Annotated in this window: 19 protein-coding genes and 2 pseudogenes; 7 read left to right on the top strand and 14 right to left on the bottom strand. The window is 53.8% G+C overall.

Annotated features, from left to right (window positions below; all coding sequences use genetic code 11):
* The 4 genes from lpxD to rseP form a co-directional block, all read right to left on the bottom strand.
* Positions 1 to 1056, bottom strand: coding sequence for a UDP-3-O-(3-hydroxymyristoyl)glucosamine N-acyltransferase (gene lpxD, locus H3L92_RS11920; RefSeq protein ID WP_085365460.1), 1056 nt, complete (start codon positions 1054 to 1056; stop codon positions 1 to 3).
* A gap of 182 nt (positions 1057 to 1238) precedes the next feature.
* Positions 1239 to 1748 carry an OmpH/Skp family outer membrane protein gene (locus tag H3L92_RS11915; RefSeq protein WP_085365459.1) on the bottom strand — a complete coding sequence of 170 codons (510 nt, stop codon included), beginning with the start codon at positions 1746 to 1748 and terminating at the stop codon, positions 1239 to 1241.
* Between the two features lie 75 nt (positions 1749 to 1823).
* On the bottom strand, positions 1824 to 4223 hold the full coding sequence (gene bamA / locus H3L92_RS11910) for an outer membrane protein assembly factor BamA (RefSeq protein ID WP_085365458.1): 2400 nt from the start codon (positions 4221 to 4223) through the stop codon (positions 1824 to 1826).
* A 4-nt stretch (positions 4224 to 4227) separates the two neighbouring features.
* Positions 4228 to 5571 carry an RIP metalloprotease RseP gene (gene rseP / locus H3L92_RS11905; RefSeq protein ID WP_085365457.1) on the bottom strand — a complete coding sequence of 448 codons (1344 nt, stop codon included), beginning with the start codon at positions 5569 to 5571 and terminating at the stop codon, positions 4228 to 4230.
* 189 nt (positions 5572 to 5760) lie between these two features.
* Here rseP and H3L92_RS13465 point away from each other — a divergent pair.
* A pseudogene (locus H3L92_RS13465) lies at positions 5761 to 5910 on the top strand (signal peptidase); the annotation flags it as partial.
* Positions 5911 to 5912: 2 nt separating this feature from the next.
* On the opposite strand, the gene ispC reads toward H3L92_RS13465, so the two are convergent.
* From ispC to frr, 4 genes are all read right to left on the bottom strand, one after another.
* Positions 5913 to 7100 (bottom strand): 1-deoxy-D-xylulose-5-phosphate reductoisomerase, encoded by a 1188-nt coding sequence (gene ispC, locus H3L92_RS11900; protein WP_085365456.1) that lies wholly within the window; start codon positions 7098 to 7100, stop codon positions 5913 to 5915.
* 131 nt (positions 7101 to 7231) lie between these two features.
* On the bottom strand, positions 7232 to 8029 hold the full coding sequence (locus tag H3L92_RS11895; protein WP_085365455.1) for a phosphatidate cytidylyltransferase: 798 nt from the start codon (positions 8027 to 8029) through the stop codon (positions 7232 to 7234).
* A complete protein-coding gene (gene uppS / locus H3L92_RS11890; protein ID WP_085365454.1) occupies positions 8029 to 8778 on the bottom strand; it encodes an undecaprenyl pyrophosphate synthase in 750 nt (249 codons plus the stop codon). Before uppS ends, H3L92_RS11895 begins: the two co-directional genes overlap by 1 nt.
* Positions 8779 to 8871: 93 nt before the next feature.
* Positions 8872 to 9429: a ribosome recycling factor gene (gene frr, locus H3L92_RS11885; RefSeq protein WP_085365453.1), complete on the bottom strand. Its 558-nt coding sequence runs from the start codon at positions 9427 to 9429 to the stop codon at positions 8872 to 8874.
* 312 nt (positions 9430 to 9741) lie between these two features.
* Between frr and H3L92_RS11880 the strand changes: the two genes are divergently transcribed.
* From H3L92_RS11880 to H3L92_RS11860, 5 genes are all read left to right on the top strand, one after another.
* The gene (locus H3L92_RS11880; RefSeq protein ID WP_085365452.1) at positions 9742 to 10278 is read left to right on the top strand and encodes a hypothetical protein; all 537 of its coding nucleotides are present in this window, start codon (positions 9742 to 9744) and stop codon (positions 10276 to 10278) included.
* Between the two features lie 130 nt (positions 10279 to 10408).
* Positions 10409 to 10642, top strand: coding sequence for a hypothetical protein (locus H3L92_RS11875; RefSeq protein ID WP_143824318.1), 234 nt, complete (start codon positions 10409 to 10411; stop codon positions 10640 to 10642).
* A 31-nt stretch (positions 10643 to 10673) separates the two neighbouring features.
* Complete coding sequence (locus tag H3L92_RS11870; RefSeq protein ID WP_085365450.1) at positions 10674 to 11300, top strand: hypothetical protein; 627 nt, start codon at positions 10674 to 10676, stop codon at positions 11298 to 11300.
* Between the two features lie 325 nt (positions 11301 to 11625).
* Positions 11626 to 12870 (top strand): hypothetical protein, encoded by a 1245-nt coding sequence (locus H3L92_RS11865; protein WP_115336247.1) that lies wholly within the window; start codon positions 11626 to 11628, stop codon positions 12868 to 12870.
* 60 nt (positions 12871 to 12930) lie between these two features.
* The gene (locus H3L92_RS11860) at positions 12931 to 13455 is read left to right on the top strand and encodes a hypothetical protein (protein ID WP_085365448.1); all 525 of its coding nucleotides are present in this window, start codon (positions 12931 to 12933) and stop codon (positions 13453 to 13455) included.
* A gap of 317 nt (positions 13456 to 13772) precedes the next feature.
* Here H3L92_RS11860 and H3L92_RS13460 read toward each other — a convergent pair.
* The 6 genes and pseudogenes from H3L92_RS13460 to H3L92_RS11835 form a co-directional block, all read right to left on the bottom strand.
* Positions 13773 to 13937: pseudogene (locus H3L92_RS13460) on the bottom strand (lipoprotein signal peptidase); the annotation flags it as partial.
* A 72-nt stretch (positions 13938 to 14009) separates the two neighbouring features.
* A complete protein-coding gene (pyrH, locus tag H3L92_RS11855) occupies positions 14010 to 14729 on the bottom strand; it encodes a UMP kinase (protein ID WP_054600429.1) in 720 nt (239 codons plus the stop codon).
* Positions 14730 to 14932: 203 nt separating this feature from the next.
* Positions 14933 to 15787 carry a translation elongation factor Ts gene (gene tsf, locus H3L92_RS11850; RefSeq protein WP_085367174.1) on the bottom strand — a complete coding sequence of 285 codons (855 nt, stop codon included), beginning with the start codon at positions 15785 to 15787 and terminating at the stop codon, positions 14933 to 14935.
* A gap of 147 nt (positions 15788 to 15934) precedes the next feature.
* A complete protein-coding gene (rpsB, locus tag H3L92_RS11845) occupies positions 15935 to 16660 on the bottom strand; it encodes a 30S ribosomal protein S2 (protein WP_085367173.1) in 726 nt (241 codons plus the stop codon).
* Between the two features lie 214 nt (positions 16661 to 16874).
* A complete protein-coding gene (locus tag H3L92_RS11840) occupies positions 16875 to 17075 on the bottom strand; it encodes a hypothetical protein (RefSeq protein ID WP_085367172.1) in 201 nt (66 codons plus the stop codon).
* Between the two features lie 33 nt (positions 17076 to 17108).
* Positions 17109 to 17453 (bottom strand): winged helix-turn-helix transcriptional regulator, encoded by a 345-nt coding sequence (locus H3L92_RS11835; RefSeq protein WP_085367171.1) that lies wholly within the window; start codon positions 17451 to 17453, stop codon positions 17109 to 17111.
* Between the two features lie 117 nt (positions 17454 to 17570).
* Here H3L92_RS11835 and H3L92_RS11830 point away from each other — a divergent pair, with 117 nt between their 5' ends.
* Entirely contained in the window at positions 17571 to 18584 is a 1014-nt protein-coding gene (locus H3L92_RS11830) for a zinc-binding alcohol dehydrogenase family protein (RefSeq protein WP_085367170.1), read from the top strand.
* Positions 18585 to 18750 lie beyond the last annotated feature (166 nt).

The raw sequence follows: 18750 nt of genomic DNA, 5'->3' as shown, positions 1-18750 counted from the left end.
TTATTCCTTATTATTTTCTGCGGATTGCAATAACGGTAAGGCTTTTTCAAGCTGCTTGATGCGTTGGTTCATTTCGCTCAGGTGGCGGATATGGACGGCGTTGCGCGCCCATTCTTTATGGGTTTGCATCGGATACGGGCCGGCAATGTGCTGGCCGCTTTCTTTGATGCTGTGGGTGATGCTGCTGCCGCCGCCGATGGTGGTTTTGTCGGCGATTTCGATGTGGCCCACCGTGCCGACGCCGCCGCCGATAATGCAGTAGCTGCCGACGGTTACGCTGCCGGAAATACCGGTTTTGGCGGCAATCACGGTGTGCGAACCGATTTTGCAGTTATGGCCGATTTGCACCTGGTTGTCGATTTTGGTGCCGTTACCCACCACCGTGTCGCTCATCGCACCGCGGTCGATATTGCTGTTGGAGCCGATTTCCACGTCGTCGCCCAGCGTTACGCCGCCGGTTTGCGGAATCTTAAACCACGAATCGCCCGCAAACGCCAAGCCGAAGCCGTCGGCGCCGATAACCGCGCCGGAATGGATTTCCACGCGGTGGCCCAGCGTGCAGCCGTGATAAACCACGGCGTTGGGGTGGATAACGACTTCGTCGCCCAGTTTGCAGTGGTGTTCGACCACCGCGCCGGCCAGAATGCGGCAGCCTTGGCCGAGCACGGTATCGGCGCCGATATAGGCGTGCGCGCCGATTTCGCATCCGGCGGGAACGGTGGCGCTTTCTTCGATAACGGCGGTCGGGTGGATGAGGCCGCTGGCTTTTTCAACCGGCGAAAACAGCCGCGCCACTTTGGCAAAATAAAGATAAGGGTCTTGCGCCACAATCAGGTTGCGGCCGGCAAACTCATCGGCTGTTTTGGGCGACACGATCACCGCGCCCGCCGCACTTTCGGTAACGTCGGCTTTATATTTGGGGTTGGCCAGAAAACTGATGTGCGCGGCAGAGGCATCGGCCAGCGGCTTTACCGCGCTGATCGAAACGTCGCTACCGCGCCATTCGCCGCCCAGTTCGGCGGTGATTTGCGACAAGGTGTAAGAAACGGTGTCCATTAAAGGAAGTGCCTTTGCGGGTAGGAAGGCCGGAATCCCGGCGAAACTGTTTTCAGACGGCCTCTTGCCGCGTTGTGCGTTTGCGCCCTTTCGGGCAGGATGCGGCCTGTTTGCGGGTAACGGATACGCGCCTTAAGCGCATCAGGCAGCTTTGCGGAATATATACAGGCCGTCTGAAAACGTTAACGGGCGTTCATGGCTTTGATAACGCGGTCGGTAATGTCGTATTTGCTGTTCACATAGATTACGTCTTTCAAAATCAGGTCGTAACCTTCTTTTTTGGCCAAATCGATAATCACGCGGTTGGCGTTTTGCTGCAAGGCGGCGAATTCTTCGTTACGGCGCAGGTTGTATTCTTCGGCCAGCTTTTCTTGTTGCAGGCGGAATTTCTGCACCAGCTCGCCGAGCTGGCGCACGGTGGTTTCGCGCTCGGCTTCGGTGAGTTTGCCCGAAGCAAGTTTTTTCTCCAAATCCGCGCCTTCCTGCTGGATTTTCTGCAACGCTTTATGTTTGCCGCTGAATTCTTTTTCCAACGTTTTCTGAATGCCCTGCGCCTGCCTTGATTCCTGATACAGACGCTCGGCATTGATAAAGCCGATTTTCTGCACGCCCTCGGCGGCGGCATTGCCCATCAGGCACAGGCCCAATACTGCAGCGGCGCACCAACGCGCCCAATGTGAAGTCCGGTTCATATAAAGTCCTTCTGCTTATCCCCTGAAGCCGAAAAGGCGGCATCTTGCGCCAAACGGGCAAGATGCCTTCACGTTTTAGAACGTGGTACCCAGCTGGAACTGGAAGCGTTGGATTTCATCGCCCTGCTTTTTCTTAATCGGATAAGCATAGCTGAATTTCATCGGGCCCAGGGGCGACAGCCAGGTTACCGCCGCACCGGCGGAGTAACGCAGCTCTTCTTTAAAGGTGGATTTGTGGGTGGCTCCGGTGCCGTAAACGTTTTGGGCGGCACCGCTGGTGTAATGGGTGTCGCTGCTGCCGTCGTTATAGGTTTTGCCGTCCCACACGCTGCCTGCGTCGGCAAACAGGCTCAAGCGCACGGTGCGCGAATCTTTAATGCCGGGCATCGGGAACAGCAGTTCGGCGCTGACGTTGGCTTTTTTGTTACCGCCGTAGCTGATGACGTCGCCGTAACGGTCATACACTTTCGGGCCGAGCGTACCGCTTTCAAAGCCGCGCACCGAACCCAAACCGCCGCCGTAGAAGTTTTCAAAGAACGGCATTTCTTTGGTTTTGCCGTAACCGTTGCCATAGCCCACTTCGCCGCCGAGCATCAGTGTGAAGTCTTTGCTGAGCGGGAAGAACCAGGTTTGGTTGTGGGTTAGGGTGTAGTATTGCAAATCGCTGCCGGGCAGACCGATTTCGCCGTTTACATTGGTGATGTAACCGCGGGTGGGCCATAAGGCATTGTCGGTTTTGTTGCGTCCCCAGCCGATATTGCCTTTGTAAACCCAGCCTTTGAATTTGCCGATACCGTCGGTGCCTTCGCCGTGTTCGTTAATGAAGTCGCGATAGCGTTTGGGCGCACCGTCATAAGTGTTTACCGCCAAGTGCTCCGCCCCTAAACCGAGGTTGACGCGGTCGTATTCGGTAATCGGAATACCCATGCGCACGCCGGTACCGATGGTAGAGGTTTTATATTGCTGCGCGCTCGAAGAAGATTCGCGCGGGTCATATACCCGGCCGTAGATATCGTAGCCCAGGCTCACGCCGTCGGGTGTGAAATACGGCTCGGTAAACGACAGCGAAGCGTTTTGGGTGGTTTTACTGCGCGACACGCGGGCGGAAACGGATTTACCCGTGCCGAACAGGTTGTCCTGCGCCACGCCGGCCGCCAAAACCAAACCGGTATCCTGCACCCAACCCGCGCTCAAATCGAGCGAGCCGGTCGAACGCTCTTTAACCGACATATCCAAATCCACCTGGTCGGGCGTGCCTTCTACGGGTTTGGCTTCAAACTGCACGTCGTCGAAATAACCCAGCAGCTCCACACGCTCTTTGGAACGCTGCAACTTGGAAACATCGTAAGGTGCGGCTTCCATTTGGCGCAGTTCGCGGCGCACCACTTCGTCGCGGGTTTTGTTGTTGCCGGAAATATTGATTTCGTTTACATAAACTTTGCGGCCGGGATCAACCGTGAGCACGAAATCCACCACGCCGGTTTCGGGATTGGGCACGGGCTGCACGTTGATTTCGCTGAAGGCATAACCGGCGCTGCCCATGGCCGTTTGCATGGCTTGCAGGCTGTCGACCATTTTCTGACGCTCGTAGCGTTTGCCTTCTTTCATCTTCAGCATTTTATACAGATCTTCTTTCGGCACTTCGCGGGTGTCGCCTTCGATCTGCACTTTGCCCCAGCGGTAGCGGGGGCCTTCATGCACTTTCACATGAATGGTTTGGCGGGTTTTGTCTTCGTTGGTTTGGATATAGGTGTCGAGTACGCGGGCTTCGAAGTAACCGTTGTTTTGGTAGAAGTCGGTTACTTTTTCCATATCCTGAGCAAATTTCTGCTCGTTGAAACGGTTGTTGCGGGTGAGCCAGCTCATCGCGCCGGTTTCGCTCAGCGACATCTGGCGGCGCAGTTTGCGGTCGGAATATTGCTCGTTGCCCTCGAATTCGATGTCGGCGATTTTGGTGGTGGCGCCTTCGTCGATTTTCACGTCGATGGCCACGCGGTTACGCGCCAGCTTGGTAACGGTGGGGGTGATCTGCACCGACTGCTTGCCGCGGGTGATGTATTCCTGCTTCAAGCCGGCCAATGCTTCGTTGAGTTTGGCTTGGTTGAACGGTTGCGACTGCATCAGGCCGAAAGCATCGAAGTTTTTCTTGATGGCTTCGTTTTGCAGCATTTTCGCGCCGGTGATGTTGACGCTGCTGATGGTCGGCCGTTCCACCACGGTGAGCAGCACCTGGTTGCCCAGGGTTTCTACGCGCACATCGTCGAAAAAGCCTGTGGCATAGAGGTTTTTAATGATTTCTTCGCTCTTGGCATCGGTGAACGTGTCGCCGATTTTCACCGGCAGATAGTTGAACACCGTGCTCGGTTCGGTGCGTTGGAGGCCTTCTACGCGGATATCCTGAATGGTAAAGTCGGCCATAGCCAGCGGCGAGAGGCCGATTAACATCAAGGTTGCAGCAATCTGTTTCAATTTCATAACATTATCCAAACAAACGGGTTATATCGTTAAAGAAGGCCACCATCATCAACATCAGCATGACGGCAAGGCCGAAGCGCAGGCCGATGGCCTGAATGCGCTCGCTCAGCGGTTTTCCGCGTATCCATTCGGCGGCATAATACACCAAATGCCCGCCGTCCAAAACCGGAATGGGCAATAAATTCATGATTCCTAAGCTGATACTGACCAGCGCGAGAAATTCCACATAGCTTTGCAGGCCGTATGAAGCGGTTTTACCCGCCACGTCGGCAATGGTTATCGGGCCGGAAATATGGCTTAAAGATGCCTGACCGGTCAACAGCTTACCGAAAAATTCCACCATCATCACCGAATAAGCCACGGTTTTCTGCCAGCCCATCTCAAACGCTTGCGGCACGGTGGGGGTGTATTCGTGGCGGATTTTCTCCATCCACGCCTGATCGCTCTGCGGGGCAACGCCCGCCCTGCCGATCAAAGTGCGGTCGGGCAACTCTTCCGAATCGGGGCGCAAACGGGTTTCTAAGGTTTGGCCGTCGCGCAGGTATTGTATGGTCAGGCTTTTGCCCGGGCTTTGGCGGAACAGTGCCGACCAATCCGACCAATAATGCAGCTGTCTGCCGTCGGCGGCCAGCAGTGTATCGCCTTTTTTCAACCCGGCGGCGGCGGCGGGGCTGCCCGGCAGCACTTCGCCCAACGTGTTGGTGATTTTAAACGGCAACAGGCCGATATGGCCCTGCTGTTTGATCACCTGTTCGGCATCCGGGGTGCCGGCGATGTCGATGGTGCGCACGGCGTTTTGGCCACTTTGGGTTTCTACGGCCACGTTTACCTTGGCCGATTCGAGATTGAGCACGATTTCGTTGCGGGCGGCCGACCAGTCGTTTACGGCCACGCCGTTAACCGACACGATTTTGTCGCCGGGCACGAAGCCTGAGCGGGCGGCGATGCTGGCCGGCTCCACCGTGCCCACATACGGGCGCAGCTCGGTAATGCCCATCGAAAAACTCAGCCCGAACAACAGCACGGCCAGCACCAGATTGGTGAGCGGGCCGGCCGCCACGATGGCGATGCGCTTGGCGGGGTGCTGTTTGTCGAAAGCGTAAGGCAGGTCGGCTTCTGCCACGTTGCCTTCGCGGGTATCGACCATTTTTACATAGCCGCCCAGCGGTATCGGCGCCAAACACCATTCGGTGTCGCCGCGCTTTTTCTTCAGAAACGGTTTGCCGAAGCCCACCGAAAAGCGCAGCACCTTCACACCGCACCAGCGCGCCACGATATAGTGGCCGAATTCGTGCAGGCTGACCAAAATCAAGATGGCGACGATAAAGGCCGCAACGGTAGTTAACATGGGTTCCCCAAAGTTTTGTTTTCTTTCAAAAGCTGTTTTGCAACGGTGTTTTCAGACGGCCTGCCGTTTTATCGGGCCGTCTGAAAAGGTTTTGATTTTACAGCAGCCTGTATGGCTTATTACAAGCGGGTTTGCACAATGGTTACAGAACTTTAAACATCGGCCGCCGCAAACCGGCTTTCAGACGGCCTGAGACCTTTGCAAAACCCCCATCTGCGGCGCATTTCTGCGTTGTGCGCTGCTCGTTCGCTTGCCTAACTCCATGTTATGTCTGCGCTCGCTGCGCTGCTACGCCTTGAACTGCATCCACATCTGGGGGTTTTGCAAAGGTCTCGCCCCCTCTACCGCGCCAACGCGGCAATACCGTTTTGTGCTTGCGCGCGTGTTTGCGCATCTTGCGCCAGCAGGCTGCCGACATCGTTGAGGCCGTCTGAAAAGCCTTGTTCCAAACAGTGCGACACCACGCGGGCGATGTCGGTAAAGCGGATTTTGCCTGCCAGAAAAGCGGCCACGGCCTCTTCGTTGGCGGCGTTCAACACGCACGGTGCGCCGCCGCCCGCGTGCATGGCATCGTAAGCCAGCTTCAAACAGGGAAAGCGGGCGAAATCGGGCTTGCGGAAGGTTAAGGCCGACAAGGCGCCGAAATCCAGCGCGCCCGCGCCCGATTCGATGCGTTCGGGCAAGCCCAGGCAATAAGCAATCGGTGTGCGCATATCGGGGTTGCCCATCTGCGCCAGCACCGAGCCGTCGCGGTAGCGCACCATGCTGTGGATAACGCTTTGCGGGTGTACCACCACTTCGAGCTTTTCGGGCGGGCAGTTAAACAGCCAGTGCGCTTCGATAAGCTCCAAACCCTTGTTCATCATGGTGGCGGAATCCACCGAAATTTTCTGCCCCATCGCCCAGTTGGGGTGTTTGACCGCCTGCGCGGGCGTGATGCGGTCGAATGCGGCCAAATCCGTATCGAGAAACGGCCCGCCCGAGGCGGTGAGGATAATCGACTCGATGCCGTGCGCGTTCAGACGGCCTGAATAATCCTGCGGCAACACTTGGTAAATGGCGTTGTGTTCGCTGTCTACCGGCAAAATTTTCGCGCCGCTTGCTCGGGCGGTTTCCATAAACAGCGCCCCCGACACCACCAGCGTTTCTTTATTGGCCAGATAAATGGTTTTGCCTCTGGCCGCAGCCGCCAGCGCCGAGGGCAGCCCGGCCGCGCCCACAATGGCCGCCATCACGCCGCCAACCTCGTCCGCACTGGCCACGTCAATCAGGGCTTGTGCGCCGTAGAGCACTTCGGTGCGGCAGCGGGCGGATTCCAGCAACTGCTCCAGCGCGGCGGCGTGTTCGGCATCGGCCACTACGGCAAACTGCGGGTTGAAGCGTTCGCACTGCGCGGCCAGCTTCTGCACCTGTTTGTGCCCGGCCAGCGCGAAAATACGGAATTTTTCGGGATGACGCGACACCACGTCGAGCGTGCTTTCGCCTATGCTGCCGGTGCTGCCCAAAATAGTTAAGACTTGTTGTGTCATGGTTTGGTTCTTTTGATTCAGGCCGTCTGAAAACGCGATGCGGCCTACGTTTGGTTTCAGACGGCCTATATATAGCGGATGAACAAAAGCCGAAACAAGGCGCATCAACGCCGTATCAACTTTGGTTTATTTCAGCCAAGCAACGCCATCATGGCCGCATACACGCTCAACACGGCAATCAGGCTGTCCACACGGTCGAACACGCCGCCGTGGCCGGGCAGCAGGTTGCTGCTGTCTTTGATGCCCGCCGAACGTTTGAACCAGCTCTCGAGCAGGTCGCCGCCTATGCTCACGGCAGTCAGCACCCAGCCGGTGAGCACCGCGCCGAACCATGAAACGTCGAAAGCCAGCCAGCCTGCGCCGTTCACCCAAATCATATAAACGGCCACGCACAATGCGCCGCCGAGCGCGCCTTCCCAGCTTTTGCCCGGGCTGATGGCGGGGGCGAGCTTGTGTTTGCCGAAGGCTTTGCCGCAGAAATAAGCGGCGATGTCGGCCACCCACACCAAGCCCATGATGGCCAGCAGCGATACGGCCGATTCGGCACCCGGGCGCAGCGAAACCAGTGCAAACCAAAAAGGCAGCATCAGCATCAGGCCGGTGGCGTAGGCTTTCCAATCGGCTTTGAGCGGCCATTTCTTATACAGCCACAAAGGCATCAGCAGCAGCCAAAACGCCAGCACCGCCAGCCACGAAACCGCGGGAAGCTGCCAGCCGCCGGCATAGGCGGTGATGCCGAACACGGTGGTGGCGGCAAGATAGTGGTGATTTTGCGTTTTTTCCATGCCGCTCATGCGGGCGTATTCCCACAGCGCCAACAAGGCGATCAGGCCGCTGAAAGCCGCCCACAGGCCGTCTGAAGCCCAAAACAGCATGCCCAACATCAAGGGCAGCAAAACCAAAGCCGTGATAACACGTTGTTTCAGCATCATTCGCTCCGTTGCTGTTCGACGGGAAGCTGCTCGCTGGTGCGGCCGAAGCGCCTTTCGCGGGTTTGGAAAGAGTGTATGGCGGCATCCAGCGCGGCATCGTCGAAGTCCGGCCACAGGGTGTCGGTGAAATACAGTTCGGCATAAGCCATCTGCCACAGCAGAAAATTGCTGATGCGGGTTTCGCCGCCGGTGCGGATAAACAAATCCGGCTCGGGCGCTTCGGAGAGCATCAGGTGTTTGGCCAGCGCTTCTTCGGTTACTTCGGCGGCGCCCTCTTCTATCAGCCGGTTAACCGCCTGCAAAATGTCCCACCGGCCGCCGTAATCGGCCGCCACGGTAATGGTGAGGCCGGTGTTGCCTGCGGTTAACGCCTCGGCATCGGCGATGCCCTGCCTGATTGCCTCGCTGAAGCGGCTGCGGTTGCCGATTACTTTCACGCGCATATTGTTTTCGTGCAAACGCTGCACCTGCTTTTGTAGCGCCTGCAAAAACAGCCCCATCAAAAACGATACTTCTTCTTCGGGGCGGCGCCAGTTTTCGGTGGAAAACGCAAACACGGTGAGGTATTGCACGCCCAGTTCGGCACAGCGTTTGACCATGTTTTCCAGCGCATCGAGGCCGCGCTTGTGCCCCATCACGCGGGGCAGGAAGCGCTTTTTCGCCCAGCGGCCGTTGCCGTCCATAATCACGGCGATATGGCGCGGGATGCGGGTGTGCGCCAGAATGGTTTGCGTGCTGCTGTCCATGTGTGCATTCCTTGCAGAAGATCGGGGGCGGGAAAGGCCGTCTGAAAACCGCCGCAGGATGTCGGCCCGGGGCTTTCAGACGGCCTTCGGGCGTTAGATCGCCATCAAGTCTTCTTCTTTAACCGCCAGCATTTTATCGACTTCGGCGATGTATTTGTCGGTGAGCTTCTGAATCTGCTCTTCGCCGCGGCGGGCATCGTCTTCGGAGATTTCTTTGTCTTTCAGCAAGCGTTTGAAATCGTTGTTGGCATCGCGGCGCACATTGCGGATGGCCACGCGGCCTTCTTCGGCTTCGCCGCGCACCACTTTGATCAGGTCTTTGCGGCGCTCTTCGGTAAGCATGGGCATGGGCACGCGGATAACGTCGCCCATAGCGGCGGGGTTCAGGCCCAAGTTGGAATCGCGGATGGCTTTTTCCACCGCCGCGGCCATATTGCTCTCATACACTTTCACGCCGATGGTGCGCGCATCAAGCAGGGTAACGTTGGCCACCTGGCTCACCGGCACGGGGCTGCCGTAGTATTCCACTTCCACCTGGTCGAGCAGGCCGGTATGGGCGCGGCCGGTGCGCACTTTGGCCAGGTTCTCACGCAAAACTTCGAGCGAACGCTGCATTTTGGCATCGGCGGTTTTTTGAATGTCGTTAATCATTGTTACACTTTCAAAGCTAATAAAATCAATCAGATAATCACAAAGGCCGTCTGAAAGCCGCAGCCGGGGCGGCCTTTATCCGAGAATAACAAGCCATAGTACCGCGCTTGGCGGTTTCCGACAAGTTTGCCGACCCGAACAATATTGCAATTCAAACGGGGTTATAAACAGGAAATACCCGGAAACCAATACAGCCATTCCCACAAATTTTATGATAAATGCCGTTTATACTAGAGAATTACAGCTTCAGACGGCCTTATGATATAACCGAGGCTGTCTGAAAAAGCAATTTCCCTTAGAAAAGGAGTGAATATGAAATACCGGTTAACCACAATCACTGCAGCCCTGCTGCTGGCGGCCTGTTCCGCCCCGCCCGAAAAGGTTAACAACCATCCGCAACCCGTGAAAAAGGAAACAAAAACCATGCCCGAAACAAAAACTACCCCGCAAACCCAATGGGAAATCCTGACCCGCATACTGGAGATGATGGCCTCCGCCCAATCAGACAAAGACTTTTCCATCGAGCGTTTGGAACAGACGTTTGGCGTGAAAATGAAACGGAGTGAAAAAGACGACGATGATGGTTCTTTCTTTACCAATTTATCCAAAAATTGGGATTGGTATATGGACAAATATAAAGACCCGATAGAAGGGCAGGACGGAGTTGACTTTTCATTCGAGCCTACAGCCGAATATCGCGACACCCATAAAGTTAGCGAAGAACCCAATATTACGGAAATTTGTGATATGGATTACGACGAGTTCGTAAGAAAAGCAGAAACCTTAGGCTTTACCCAAACGCCGAATATCGTGCAGGACGGTATGCAAAGGGGGGGTTTATTTAAATAGAAAGGATCTGCAAGTTAAAGTTATTCCTAACTATGACTATCCCGAAGGCGCATCTGATACCGCCGAGAAAAAAGCCTGTGTCAGAATGATTTTGATTGGTTGATGTGAACAATAATTTGAAAAGGATTTGATGATGGCCGTTCCGGAAACCAACCGTTTGAATAAAAATACCCATGCCGAATTAACAGAATTCCATACCGTCCCCTTTATCAGGGAAGACGGAATGGAAGCACAGGTGCGGCAGTTGGAACAGACATTGAACGCTTCACCGATACCGGACAAACACACCATCAACCTTTTAGGCCGCAAACAAATCCGAGATAACTTTTTCAGACGGCCTTATGATATAACCGAGGCCGTCTGAAAAAGCGATTTCCCTTAGAAAAGGAGTAAACATGAAACCCCAGTTAACCACAATCACCGCAACCCTGCTGCTGGCGGCCTGTTCCGCCCCGCCCGAAACAGGCAGAGCCGATTCCCAACCCGCAAATAAGGAGACCGTAAAAATGTCAGAAAACAAAACACCGCCGACAACCCAAAGAGAAATCTTAGAGCGTATGCTTGAAATGATGAAAACTTCCGAATCGATTAAAGATTTTACCCGCGAACGTTTGGAACAGGTTTTCGGTATAAAAATGAGACCACATGAGAGTGACGCAGACAGCTATGTCTTCTCAAAACAATTAACTGATAACTGGTGGTGGGAAATAGAAAAATACGAAGACCAAGTAGAAAAACTTGATGGCTTCAGGTTTTCATTTATAGAAGCATTTCATAACAATCACAAAGATAATGAAAAACCCGACTTTACGGAAATCTGCGATATGGATTTCGATGAGTTTGTACAAAAAGTGGAAAAGCTGGGCTTTACCCAAAAACCAGTCATTGTTCAAGACGGTATGCAGATGGGGGTTTATCTGAATAAGGAAGATTTACAGATAGAGGCAGCACCTTGGTATTACTATCCTAAAAATAATCCCACGGAAAAGAGGGCCTGCATTAGGAAAATTTCAATAGTTTAGATAGATATATTATTTGACCTAAAAGGAATTTATTATGGCAACTCCCGAAATAAACCGTTTAAATGTACAAACCCATTCCGAACTAAAAGAATTTCATACCGTTCCTTTTCTACAGGACGGCGGCTCGGAAGCACAAACGCAAAGACTACGACAGGCGCTGAATTCATCTCCGATACTGGCAAAAAACATCAATCTTGCCATCAGCAGCAGCGTAGTTGAAGGATTCAGAATAGATAAAAACCCAAACCGCAACGGTTCGTATTCTCCAACTGACGAGATGATACGTATTAGCCCATATATATTAAATGACAGGCAAAAGGGAAGTTTGGGTAATCTGGTTTTTGTAACCGCGCATGAAACCCGACACAGCCTCGACGGACTGGGAGCTGCTTTCCAACAAACCAAAGACTCCATCAACAAACAAGCGCAGCAGCAAGGCAGTAGAGATTATACCGACGAAGTGAAAGCGCATGTCTTACGCCTGCGCAAAGCCGAAGCACGTGCGGAAATCGACGGCTTTAATGCAGTTGTCGATATGGTTAGACAAACCAACCCGAAGCCTACTTTGGAACAGATTTACGAAAAAGCTCCCAGACATATGCACGATTTCATAGATAAAAAAGTAAATCAACTTGGCATCAATATCTACACCCTAAAGCCCAACCTCCAATTGGACAAAGATATGTATCTGCCCATGAATGCCAAAAATATCGAAGGCATGGGGAAGAACTTTTTCGACAAAACAGGGTATTTCGCCATCGACTATCCCGACAATTACGCTTCTTATGCCATTAAATTGGCGGCATATTACGAGCAGAAGCATCACGGCAAAGACAGCAAAATCTATCTGGATATGAAAGAGTTGGGCAAAATGGGCATAGACGAAGCATCTCTTAAAAAAGCAGGGGTGGATTTTAACGGCATCAACACCACGCCGCCCAAGCAGGCCGCACCAAACCAGCCTGCCGCACCGGAAACAGCCGACCAGCTGCAAGCCCGTATGGACGCCATGCTGGATAGAATCAACCGCTCCCTCGAGGCCTACCGGCAAAACGATGCGGAAGCCATACGCGCCGCCAATGCGGAAATGATCGCCGCCAGCCCCGCCGCACAGAAAATGCTCGCCGACCACGATACCTTTACGGAGGCGCTGCGGCAGCAGCAGGAGCAGGAAAACCGCCTCTATTCTTTGGAAAACATGCCCGAGCGCGCGCAAATGCTGCACAGCCGGATACATGAAAAATTCACCGCCTATGTGCAGGAACACAACCTGCCCTACACCGAGCGCGGTATACAGAACAGCGTAGCCGCGATAACCGCCGAAGCCTATGCCAAGAAGCTGTCGGATATAGACGATTTGGTTGTTAATAACGGCAGATTGTCGGTAAAGCAGGAGGGGCGCGTGGTTGGCAGTTATGCGTGGGTTGATGCCGATAAGGCTGCGTCCACCCCCGAGCGCGAAAGCTTCAAAGAAACCCTGCTGGCGGAGCAGAACCTCGCCCGCGAAGCCGAGCAGCGCGAAATGGCCAGACAGGCGGAGCAGTCGCGCGGTATGGGCATGAGCCGTTAGGCAGGCGGCGGGAAATTTTCCGGCGCACCGGATTAATTGATTTTTTAGGAATTGGAATAAATGGATACGGAACAGTCTTTAAAACAGATGGAGCAGTTTTTGGGAGCGGCTGCGGCCTTAACACAGCAATATGAGCGGCAGATGGGCGCTTTTGCGGAGCAGGCGCGGCAACAGTTGGACTCGGCCGTCTCGCAGCAAAAGCGGGAAATGATGCAATTTGTGCGGGAAAATATCCAAAGCGAACTGGATTCGGTATTAAAAGGGTATGCTGCGGATATGGAGGAGGTGCGGCAAAAAATGGTTGCCCAATCTTCCGAATTCAATACTTACCTGAGCTTTGTCAATCGGAAAAACAGGCAGCTGGCTTTCAGAAGCTGGCTGGCGGTATCGGTGAGTTTGGCCATCCTGCTTATCGGTGGTGCTTGGATTGCTTATTATTATGCGCAGGTTATCGGTAAAAACAAAGTGGATGCCGAAACGGCGCAGCTTATCGGGCAAGCGGATTTGGTGCGCTGCGGTGATGATTTGTGCGTCAAGGCCGGCAAGGTGCAGAAAAACGGTTATCGGGTGGTGTTCAAACGGTAAAACCGTAACAATACGGCTGTTACAACAAAGCATAAAAAGGCCGAGACCTTTGCAAAAATACCTTAAGGCCGTCTGAAATGCTTAAATCCCGTCATTCCCGCGTAGGCGGGAATCTAGATGGAAATATTGAAGTATTGATTAAACAAATACTTGGATGCCAAGTGTCTGGATTCCCGCCTACGCGGGAATGACGGAATTCAGGTTTTTTCAGATAGTAATTTGAATTTTGCAAAGGTCTCAGGCCGTCTGAAAATATTCAGACGGCCTTTGTTTAACGTACCGGAACCTTTGTCAAATTCAAAAAATATCACAATAAGAGACCTTTGCAAAACCCTCAGATGCGGATGCAGTTCAAGGCGTAGCAGCGCAGCGAGCGCAGACATATCAAGTAGATAGGCAAGCGAGCGAGCAGCGCACAACGCAGAAATGCGCCGCAGATGGGGGTTTTGCAAAGGTCTCAATAAGGTTTGTTTGCCGTCAATACCGCACAGGCGTGAATGACAACGGTTGGACAGACGGCCTGAACGAATTTTGAAAAGGTTAAGTATTTCCGCTTAGCAATGCACCAGCGTGCCTTCGTCTTCGCCGGCAATCACGCGTTTGAGGGCGCCGTCTTTGGCGATGCCGAACACGACGATGTTCAGCTTCTGTTCGCGGCAGAGGGCGAAGGCGGTGGCATCCATCACACGCAGGTTTTTGTTAATGGCTTCGTCGAAGGTGATGGTTTGGTAACGGGTGGCGGAGGGGTCTTTTTTCGGGTCGGCGGTGTACACGCCGTCGACATTGGTGGCTTTGAGCATGATGTCGCAGTTCATTTCGGCGCCGCGCAGCGAGGCGGCGGTGTCGGTGGTGAAGAAGGGGTTGCCGGTGCCGGCGGCGAAAATCACCACTTTGCCCTCTTCGAGATATTGGATGGCTTTGGGGCGGGCATAGGTTTCTGCGATTTGCTGCATGGAAAGGGCGGATTGCACGCGGGCTTTTATGCCGAGCGATTCGAAGGCGTCTTTCAGGGCCAGCGCGTTCATCACGGTGGCCATCATGCCCATGTAGTCGGCGGTGGCGCGGTCCATGCCCTGCGCCTGGGTGGCCACACCGCGGAAGATATTGCCGCCGCCGATAACCACGGCCACCTGCACGCCCATATCGACCACTTCTTTCACTTGGCCGACAATCTGCATGATGGTGTCGCGGTTGATGCCGAAGGCGTCTTTGCCCATCAGGGCTTCGCCGGAAAGTTTCAATAAAACGCGCTTGTATTTGGTTTGCTGTGTCATGGGATACCTTGCTTTCTTCGGGTTTGGGGAGGCCGTCTGAAAAGTTTCAGACGGCCTTTTCGATATTCGGCGGCAACGTTTTCCGAAAACAATGTGATTGTAGTGTGTTCTTATTGGTTTTCAAAGTGTTGTGCAAAACTGCTTTCAAAAAAAAGCACCCCGATTCTGCATGAACCCGAGTGCTTTTTCTGTTACGCGGCGGTTTACACCTTGGCAGCGGCGGCTACTTCGGCGGCGTAATCGACTTCTTTTTTCTCGATGCCGTCGCCCACTTTATAACGCACGAAACGCACGACTTCGGTGCCGTTCTCTTTCAGGAACTGGGCAACGGTTTGGTCGGGGTTCATCACGAACGCCTGGCCGTTGAGGGTGATTTCGGCCAGGAATTTTTTGATGCGGCCTTCAACCATTTTGGCGGCGATATCGGCGGGTTTGCCGGATTCGATGGCTTGCTGGGTGTAGATGTGGCGTTCTTTTTCAACGGTTTCGGCATCTACTTCGGCTTCGCTCACGCATTGCGGTTTGGCGGCAACGATGTGCATGCCTACTTTGCGGGCGATGTCTTCGGAGCCTTTGTATTCAACCAAAACGCCTTCGGTAGCCAGCGCGCCGTGGATATAGGCGGTGAGGCTGTCGGGGGTTTCGATAACTTCGAAACGGCGCACGGACATATTTTCGCCCAGTTTGGCGATGATGGCTTTGCGCTCTTCTTCCACCAGTGCGCTCAGCTCTTCAACGGTGGCCGGTTTTTTGGCGGCGGCGGTTTGGGCTACGGAATTGGCGAAAGCCACGAAGCCGGCGTCTTTGGCAACGAAGTCGGTTTCGCAGTTCACTTCCACCAGCGCGCCGGTGTTGCCTTCGATGGCGAAGGCCAATACGCCTTCGGCGGCGGTGCGGCCTGCCAGTTTGCCGGCTTTGGCGCCGGATTTGATGCGCAGGATTTCTTCGGCTTTTTCCATGTTGCCTTCGGCTTCAACCAGCGCTTTTTTGCATTCCATCATGCCTAAACCGGTGGCGGCGCGCAGATCGGCAACCATTTTTGCAGTAATTTCTGCCATTTTGAATCTCCTAGAATTTTGAGGGCGCGGCAATCAGGCCGCGTTGGGAATCTTGGGGCCGTCTGAAAGGGTTTGCGGTGTTTTGAAAGTATTTTCAGACGGCCTGTTTTAGAAAAAGGGGCATACCGCCCCTTGTTTCAACAAGCCTTATTCGGCAGCGGCTTGGGCGGCTGCTACGGTTTCCTGCAAGGCTTGGTTTTTGCCTTCCAAAACGGCGTCGGCGATGCCGCGGCAGTATAAGCGGATGGCTTTGGCAGAGTCGTCGTTGCCGGGGATCACGTATTTCACGCCGTCGGGGCTGTTATTGGTGTCCACCACGGCAATCACGGGAATGCCCAGTTTTTCGGCTTCTACCAGCGTGCCTTTTTGGTAGCCGGTGTCAATCACGAAAATGGCGTCGGGCAGGCCTTTCATGTTTTTGATGCCGCCCAAAGAACGCTCCAGTTTTTCAACTTCGCGCTGCATTTCGAGAATTTCTTTTTTGCTGTAACCGCTCTCGGCAGCGTTTTCCAAAGCCGCGGTTTTTTCTTCGAGGCGTTTGATGGACTGCTTCACGGTTTTGTAGTTGGTGAGCATGCCACCCAACCAGCGGTAGTCAACAAAGGGCATACCGGCGCGGGTGGCTTCTTCGCGCACGATTTCGCGGGCTTGGCGCTTGGTGCCTACGAACAGCACGGTGCCTTTGTTTGCAACCAGACGGCGCACGGCTTCTTGGGCCTCTTGGAACAGCGGCAGGGTTTTTTCCAGGTTAACGATGTGGATTTTGTTGCGCGCGCCGAAAATGTATTGCTCCATTTTCGGGTTCCAGTAGCGGGTTTGGTGGCCGAAGTGAACGCCGGCTTCGAGCATCTGGCGCATGGTAATTTGAGACATGATTTTCCTTTAAAGGGTTAAGGCATACACTTTCACGCATAGAACCGGCCTTGCGGCGGCACCCTTTCGCGTAAAGTGCGGGCGTTGTTAAAAAATAATAAAAGTTTTCACGAATGAAAACCGGCGGATTATATAGGATTAGAGGCCGTCTGAAAAGGGTTTTTCTTAATGGCTTAATGGCGGATTAAATTCAAGCTGCCATCGGGCCGGTTTGTTAGTCCACTCTTTCTTCCGCCTTATCTTCCTGCATTTTCATCAATTTGTTGCGCCGCCGCGTTTTCACCACCCAAAATGCAAACAGGCTCGGTAACACCGACCAAAACAGCAAATAAATCAGGGCGCGCGCGATACTGGGCTGGGCGGCGGCGAACAGCACGGTAACGAATAAATAGCCGATGGCGATGATGTGCCACATGGGTTGGTTCCTTGAAATCGGAGTTTGGCAGATTCAAACGGTGCGCTTTTTGTGTCTCTCGCCCCAAGCGTTGAGGGCCATTACTACTTCGCGCAAAGTGGTGCCGTATGCTGTCAGACGGTATTCCACTCTCGGCGGCACTTCGGGGTAAACCGTTCTGCTGATGATGCCGTCGGCCTCGAGCGCCCGCAGCTGCGCGGTAAGTGTACGCTGCGACACTTCCGGCAGGATGCGGCGGATTTCGTTGAAACGCAGTATTTCATCAGTAAACAGCCGATAAAGTATCGTGCCTTTCCATTTGCCGCCGATAACTGCCAGCGCTGCCTCTACCGAACAGCCTTCGGCACAGTCAAACCGGGGATGCGGGATTCTGCTCATTCAGTATCTTTTCATGAGTATCTTTTAAGTAACTATCTGAAAAATAAGTGCTCTCTTGCAGGAGATTTTTTCAGACGGCATCATACACGCTTTCCAGACCCTTAAGAAAGTTTCATTATGAAAGCCATTGGTTTCAACCGCCCTTTGCCAATCAACCACCCCGAATCACTGCTTGATATCGAACAGCCCGAACCCGAATTGAATCCGCGTGATATTTTAGTAGAGGTTCAGGCCATATCGGTTAACCCCGCCGATGTAAAAGTACGTGCTTCGCATACGCCTGCTGAGAGAACATACCGTATTTTGGGTTGGGATGCTGCGGGCATTGTCAAAGCCGTAGGAAAGGAAGTACGGCATTTCGCAGTTGGCGACGAAGTTTACTATGCAGGCACAATCAACCGCCCCGGCTCATATGCCCGCTTACAGGCCGTTGACGAACGTATCGTTGCTAAAAAACCCGCCACACTTACCTTCTCCCAAGCCGCCGCCCTACCCTTAACAACCATAACCGCATGGGAAACCTTGTTTGACCGCCTGAATGTAGGCATGCCCGTTGCCGGAGGCACAAACGCCTTATTATTAATCGGTGGCGCCGGCGGTGTCGGCTCAGCCGCGATACAGCTTGCCAAACAATTAACTGATTTGAAAGTAATCGCCACCGCCTCCCGCCCTGAAAGCCAGCGATGGTGTTCGGATTTGGGTGCAGATTTCGTAATTGACCACAATAAACCGCTAGCAGAGCAAATGGCCGCACTCGATATCGGTTCGCCCTCTTTTGCCTTCTCCACCAACCATAGCGAAAGCTATTTGGAACAACTGGCCGGACTGGTCGCCCCGCAAGGACGCATCGCCCTGATTGACGACCCTGCCAAACTAGATGTTGCTCCCCTCAAAGGCAAAAGCCTGTCGCTGCATTGGGAATTTATGTTTACCCGCCCCATGTTTCAAACGGCCGATATGGCGCGGCAGGGCGACATTCTGCGGGAGGTGGCCGCTTTGGTAGATTCAGGCAGAATCCGCACCACACAAACCCGGGAAATCGCCGGTATCAACGCCGCCAACTTACGTTTGGCACATGAAATAATCGAGCGTGGCGACATGATCGGGAAAGTAACCCTGTCCGGCTGGTAATCCGCTGCACACAAACATCGAAATATTTCCGGCAACTCAGCAACGGCAGCAATGGCTGCCGTTTCGCATGATACGCACCACTTGGCACGGCAGTATGGTTTGGCGTTAGAATCAAGGCTTGCTTATCTCGACAGGCCGTCTGAAACGGTTTTTTATCGCGATTCAA

The sequence above is a fragment of the Neisseria dentiae genome (assembly GCF_014055005.1).
GTDB lineage: Bacteria > Pseudomonadota > Gammaproteobacteria > Burkholderiales > Neisseriaceae > Neisseria > Neisseria dentiae.
Note: the sequence above shows the minus strand (reverse complement) of the source record. Positions and strands in the feature narration are given on the sequence as shown.

Excerpts from the sequence above, each read along its gene's own strand:
- lpxD (WP_085365460.1), bottom strand. The coding sequence starts at position 1,056 with ATGGACACCGTTTCTTACACCTTGTCGCAAATCACCGCCGAACTGGGC.
- H3L92_RS11915 (WP_085365459.1), bottom strand. The coding sequence starts at position 1,748 with ATGAACCGGACTTCACATTGGGCGCGTTGGTGCGCCGCTGCAGTATTG.
- bamA (WP_085365458.1), bottom strand. The coding sequence starts at position 4,223 with ATGAAATTGAAACAGATTGCTGCAACCTTGATGTTAATCGGCCTCTCG.
- rseP (WP_085365457.1), bottom strand. The coding sequence starts at position 5,571 with ATGTTAACTACCGTTGCGGCCTTTATCGTCGCCATCTTGATTTTGGTC.
- ispC (WP_085365456.1), bottom strand. The coding sequence starts at position 7,100 with ATGACACAACAAGTCTTAACTATTTTGGGCAGCACCGGCAGCATAGGC.
- H3L92_RS11895 (WP_085365455.1), bottom strand. The coding sequence starts at position 8,029 with ATGCTGAAACAACGTGTTATCACGGCTTTGGTTTTGCTGCCCTTGATG.
- uppS (WP_085365454.1), bottom strand. The coding sequence starts at position 8,778 with ATGGACAGCAGCACGCAAACCATTCTGGCGCACACCCGCATCCCGCGC.
- frr (WP_085365453.1), bottom strand. The coding sequence starts at position 9,429 with ATGATTAACGACATTCAAAAAACCGCCGATGCCAAAATGCAGCGTTCG.
- H3L92_RS11880 (WP_085365452.1), top strand. The coding sequence starts at position 9,742 with ATGAAATACCGGTTAACCACAATCACTGCAGCCCTGCTGCTGGCGGCC.
- H3L92_RS11875 (WP_143824318.1), top strand. The coding sequence starts at position 10,409 with ATGATGGCCGTTCCGGAAACCAACCGTTTGAATAAAAATACCCATGCC.
- H3L92_RS11870 (WP_085365450.1), top strand. The coding sequence starts at position 10,674 with ATGAAACCCCAGTTAACCACAATCACCGCAACCCTGCTGCTGGCGGCC.
- H3L92_RS11860 (WP_085365448.1), top strand. The coding sequence starts at position 12,931 with ATGGATACGGAACAGTCTTTAAAACAGATGGAGCAGTTTTTGGGAGCG.
- pyrH (WP_054600429.1), bottom strand. The coding sequence starts at position 14,729 with ATGACACAGCAAACCAAATACAAGCGCGTTTTATTGAAACTTTCCGGC.
- tsf (WP_085367174.1), bottom strand. The coding sequence starts at position 15,787 with ATGGCAGAAATTACTGCAAAAATGGTTGCCGATCTGCGCGCCGCCACC.
- rpsB (WP_085367173.1), bottom strand. The coding sequence starts at position 16,660 with ATGTCTCAAATTACCATGCGCCAGATGCTCGAAGCCGGCGTTCACTTC.
- H3L92_RS11840 (WP_085367172.1), bottom strand. The coding sequence starts at position 17,075 with ATGTGGCACATCATCGCCATCGGCTATTTATTCGTTACCGTGCTGTTC.
- H3L92_RS11835 (WP_085367171.1), bottom strand. The coding sequence starts at position 17,453 with ATGAGCAGAATCCCGCATCCCCGGTTTGACTGTGCCGAAGGCTGTTCG.
- H3L92_RS11830 (WP_085367170.1), top strand. The coding sequence starts at position 17,571 with ATGAAAGCCATTGGTTTCAACCGCCCTTTGCCAATCAACCACCCCGAA.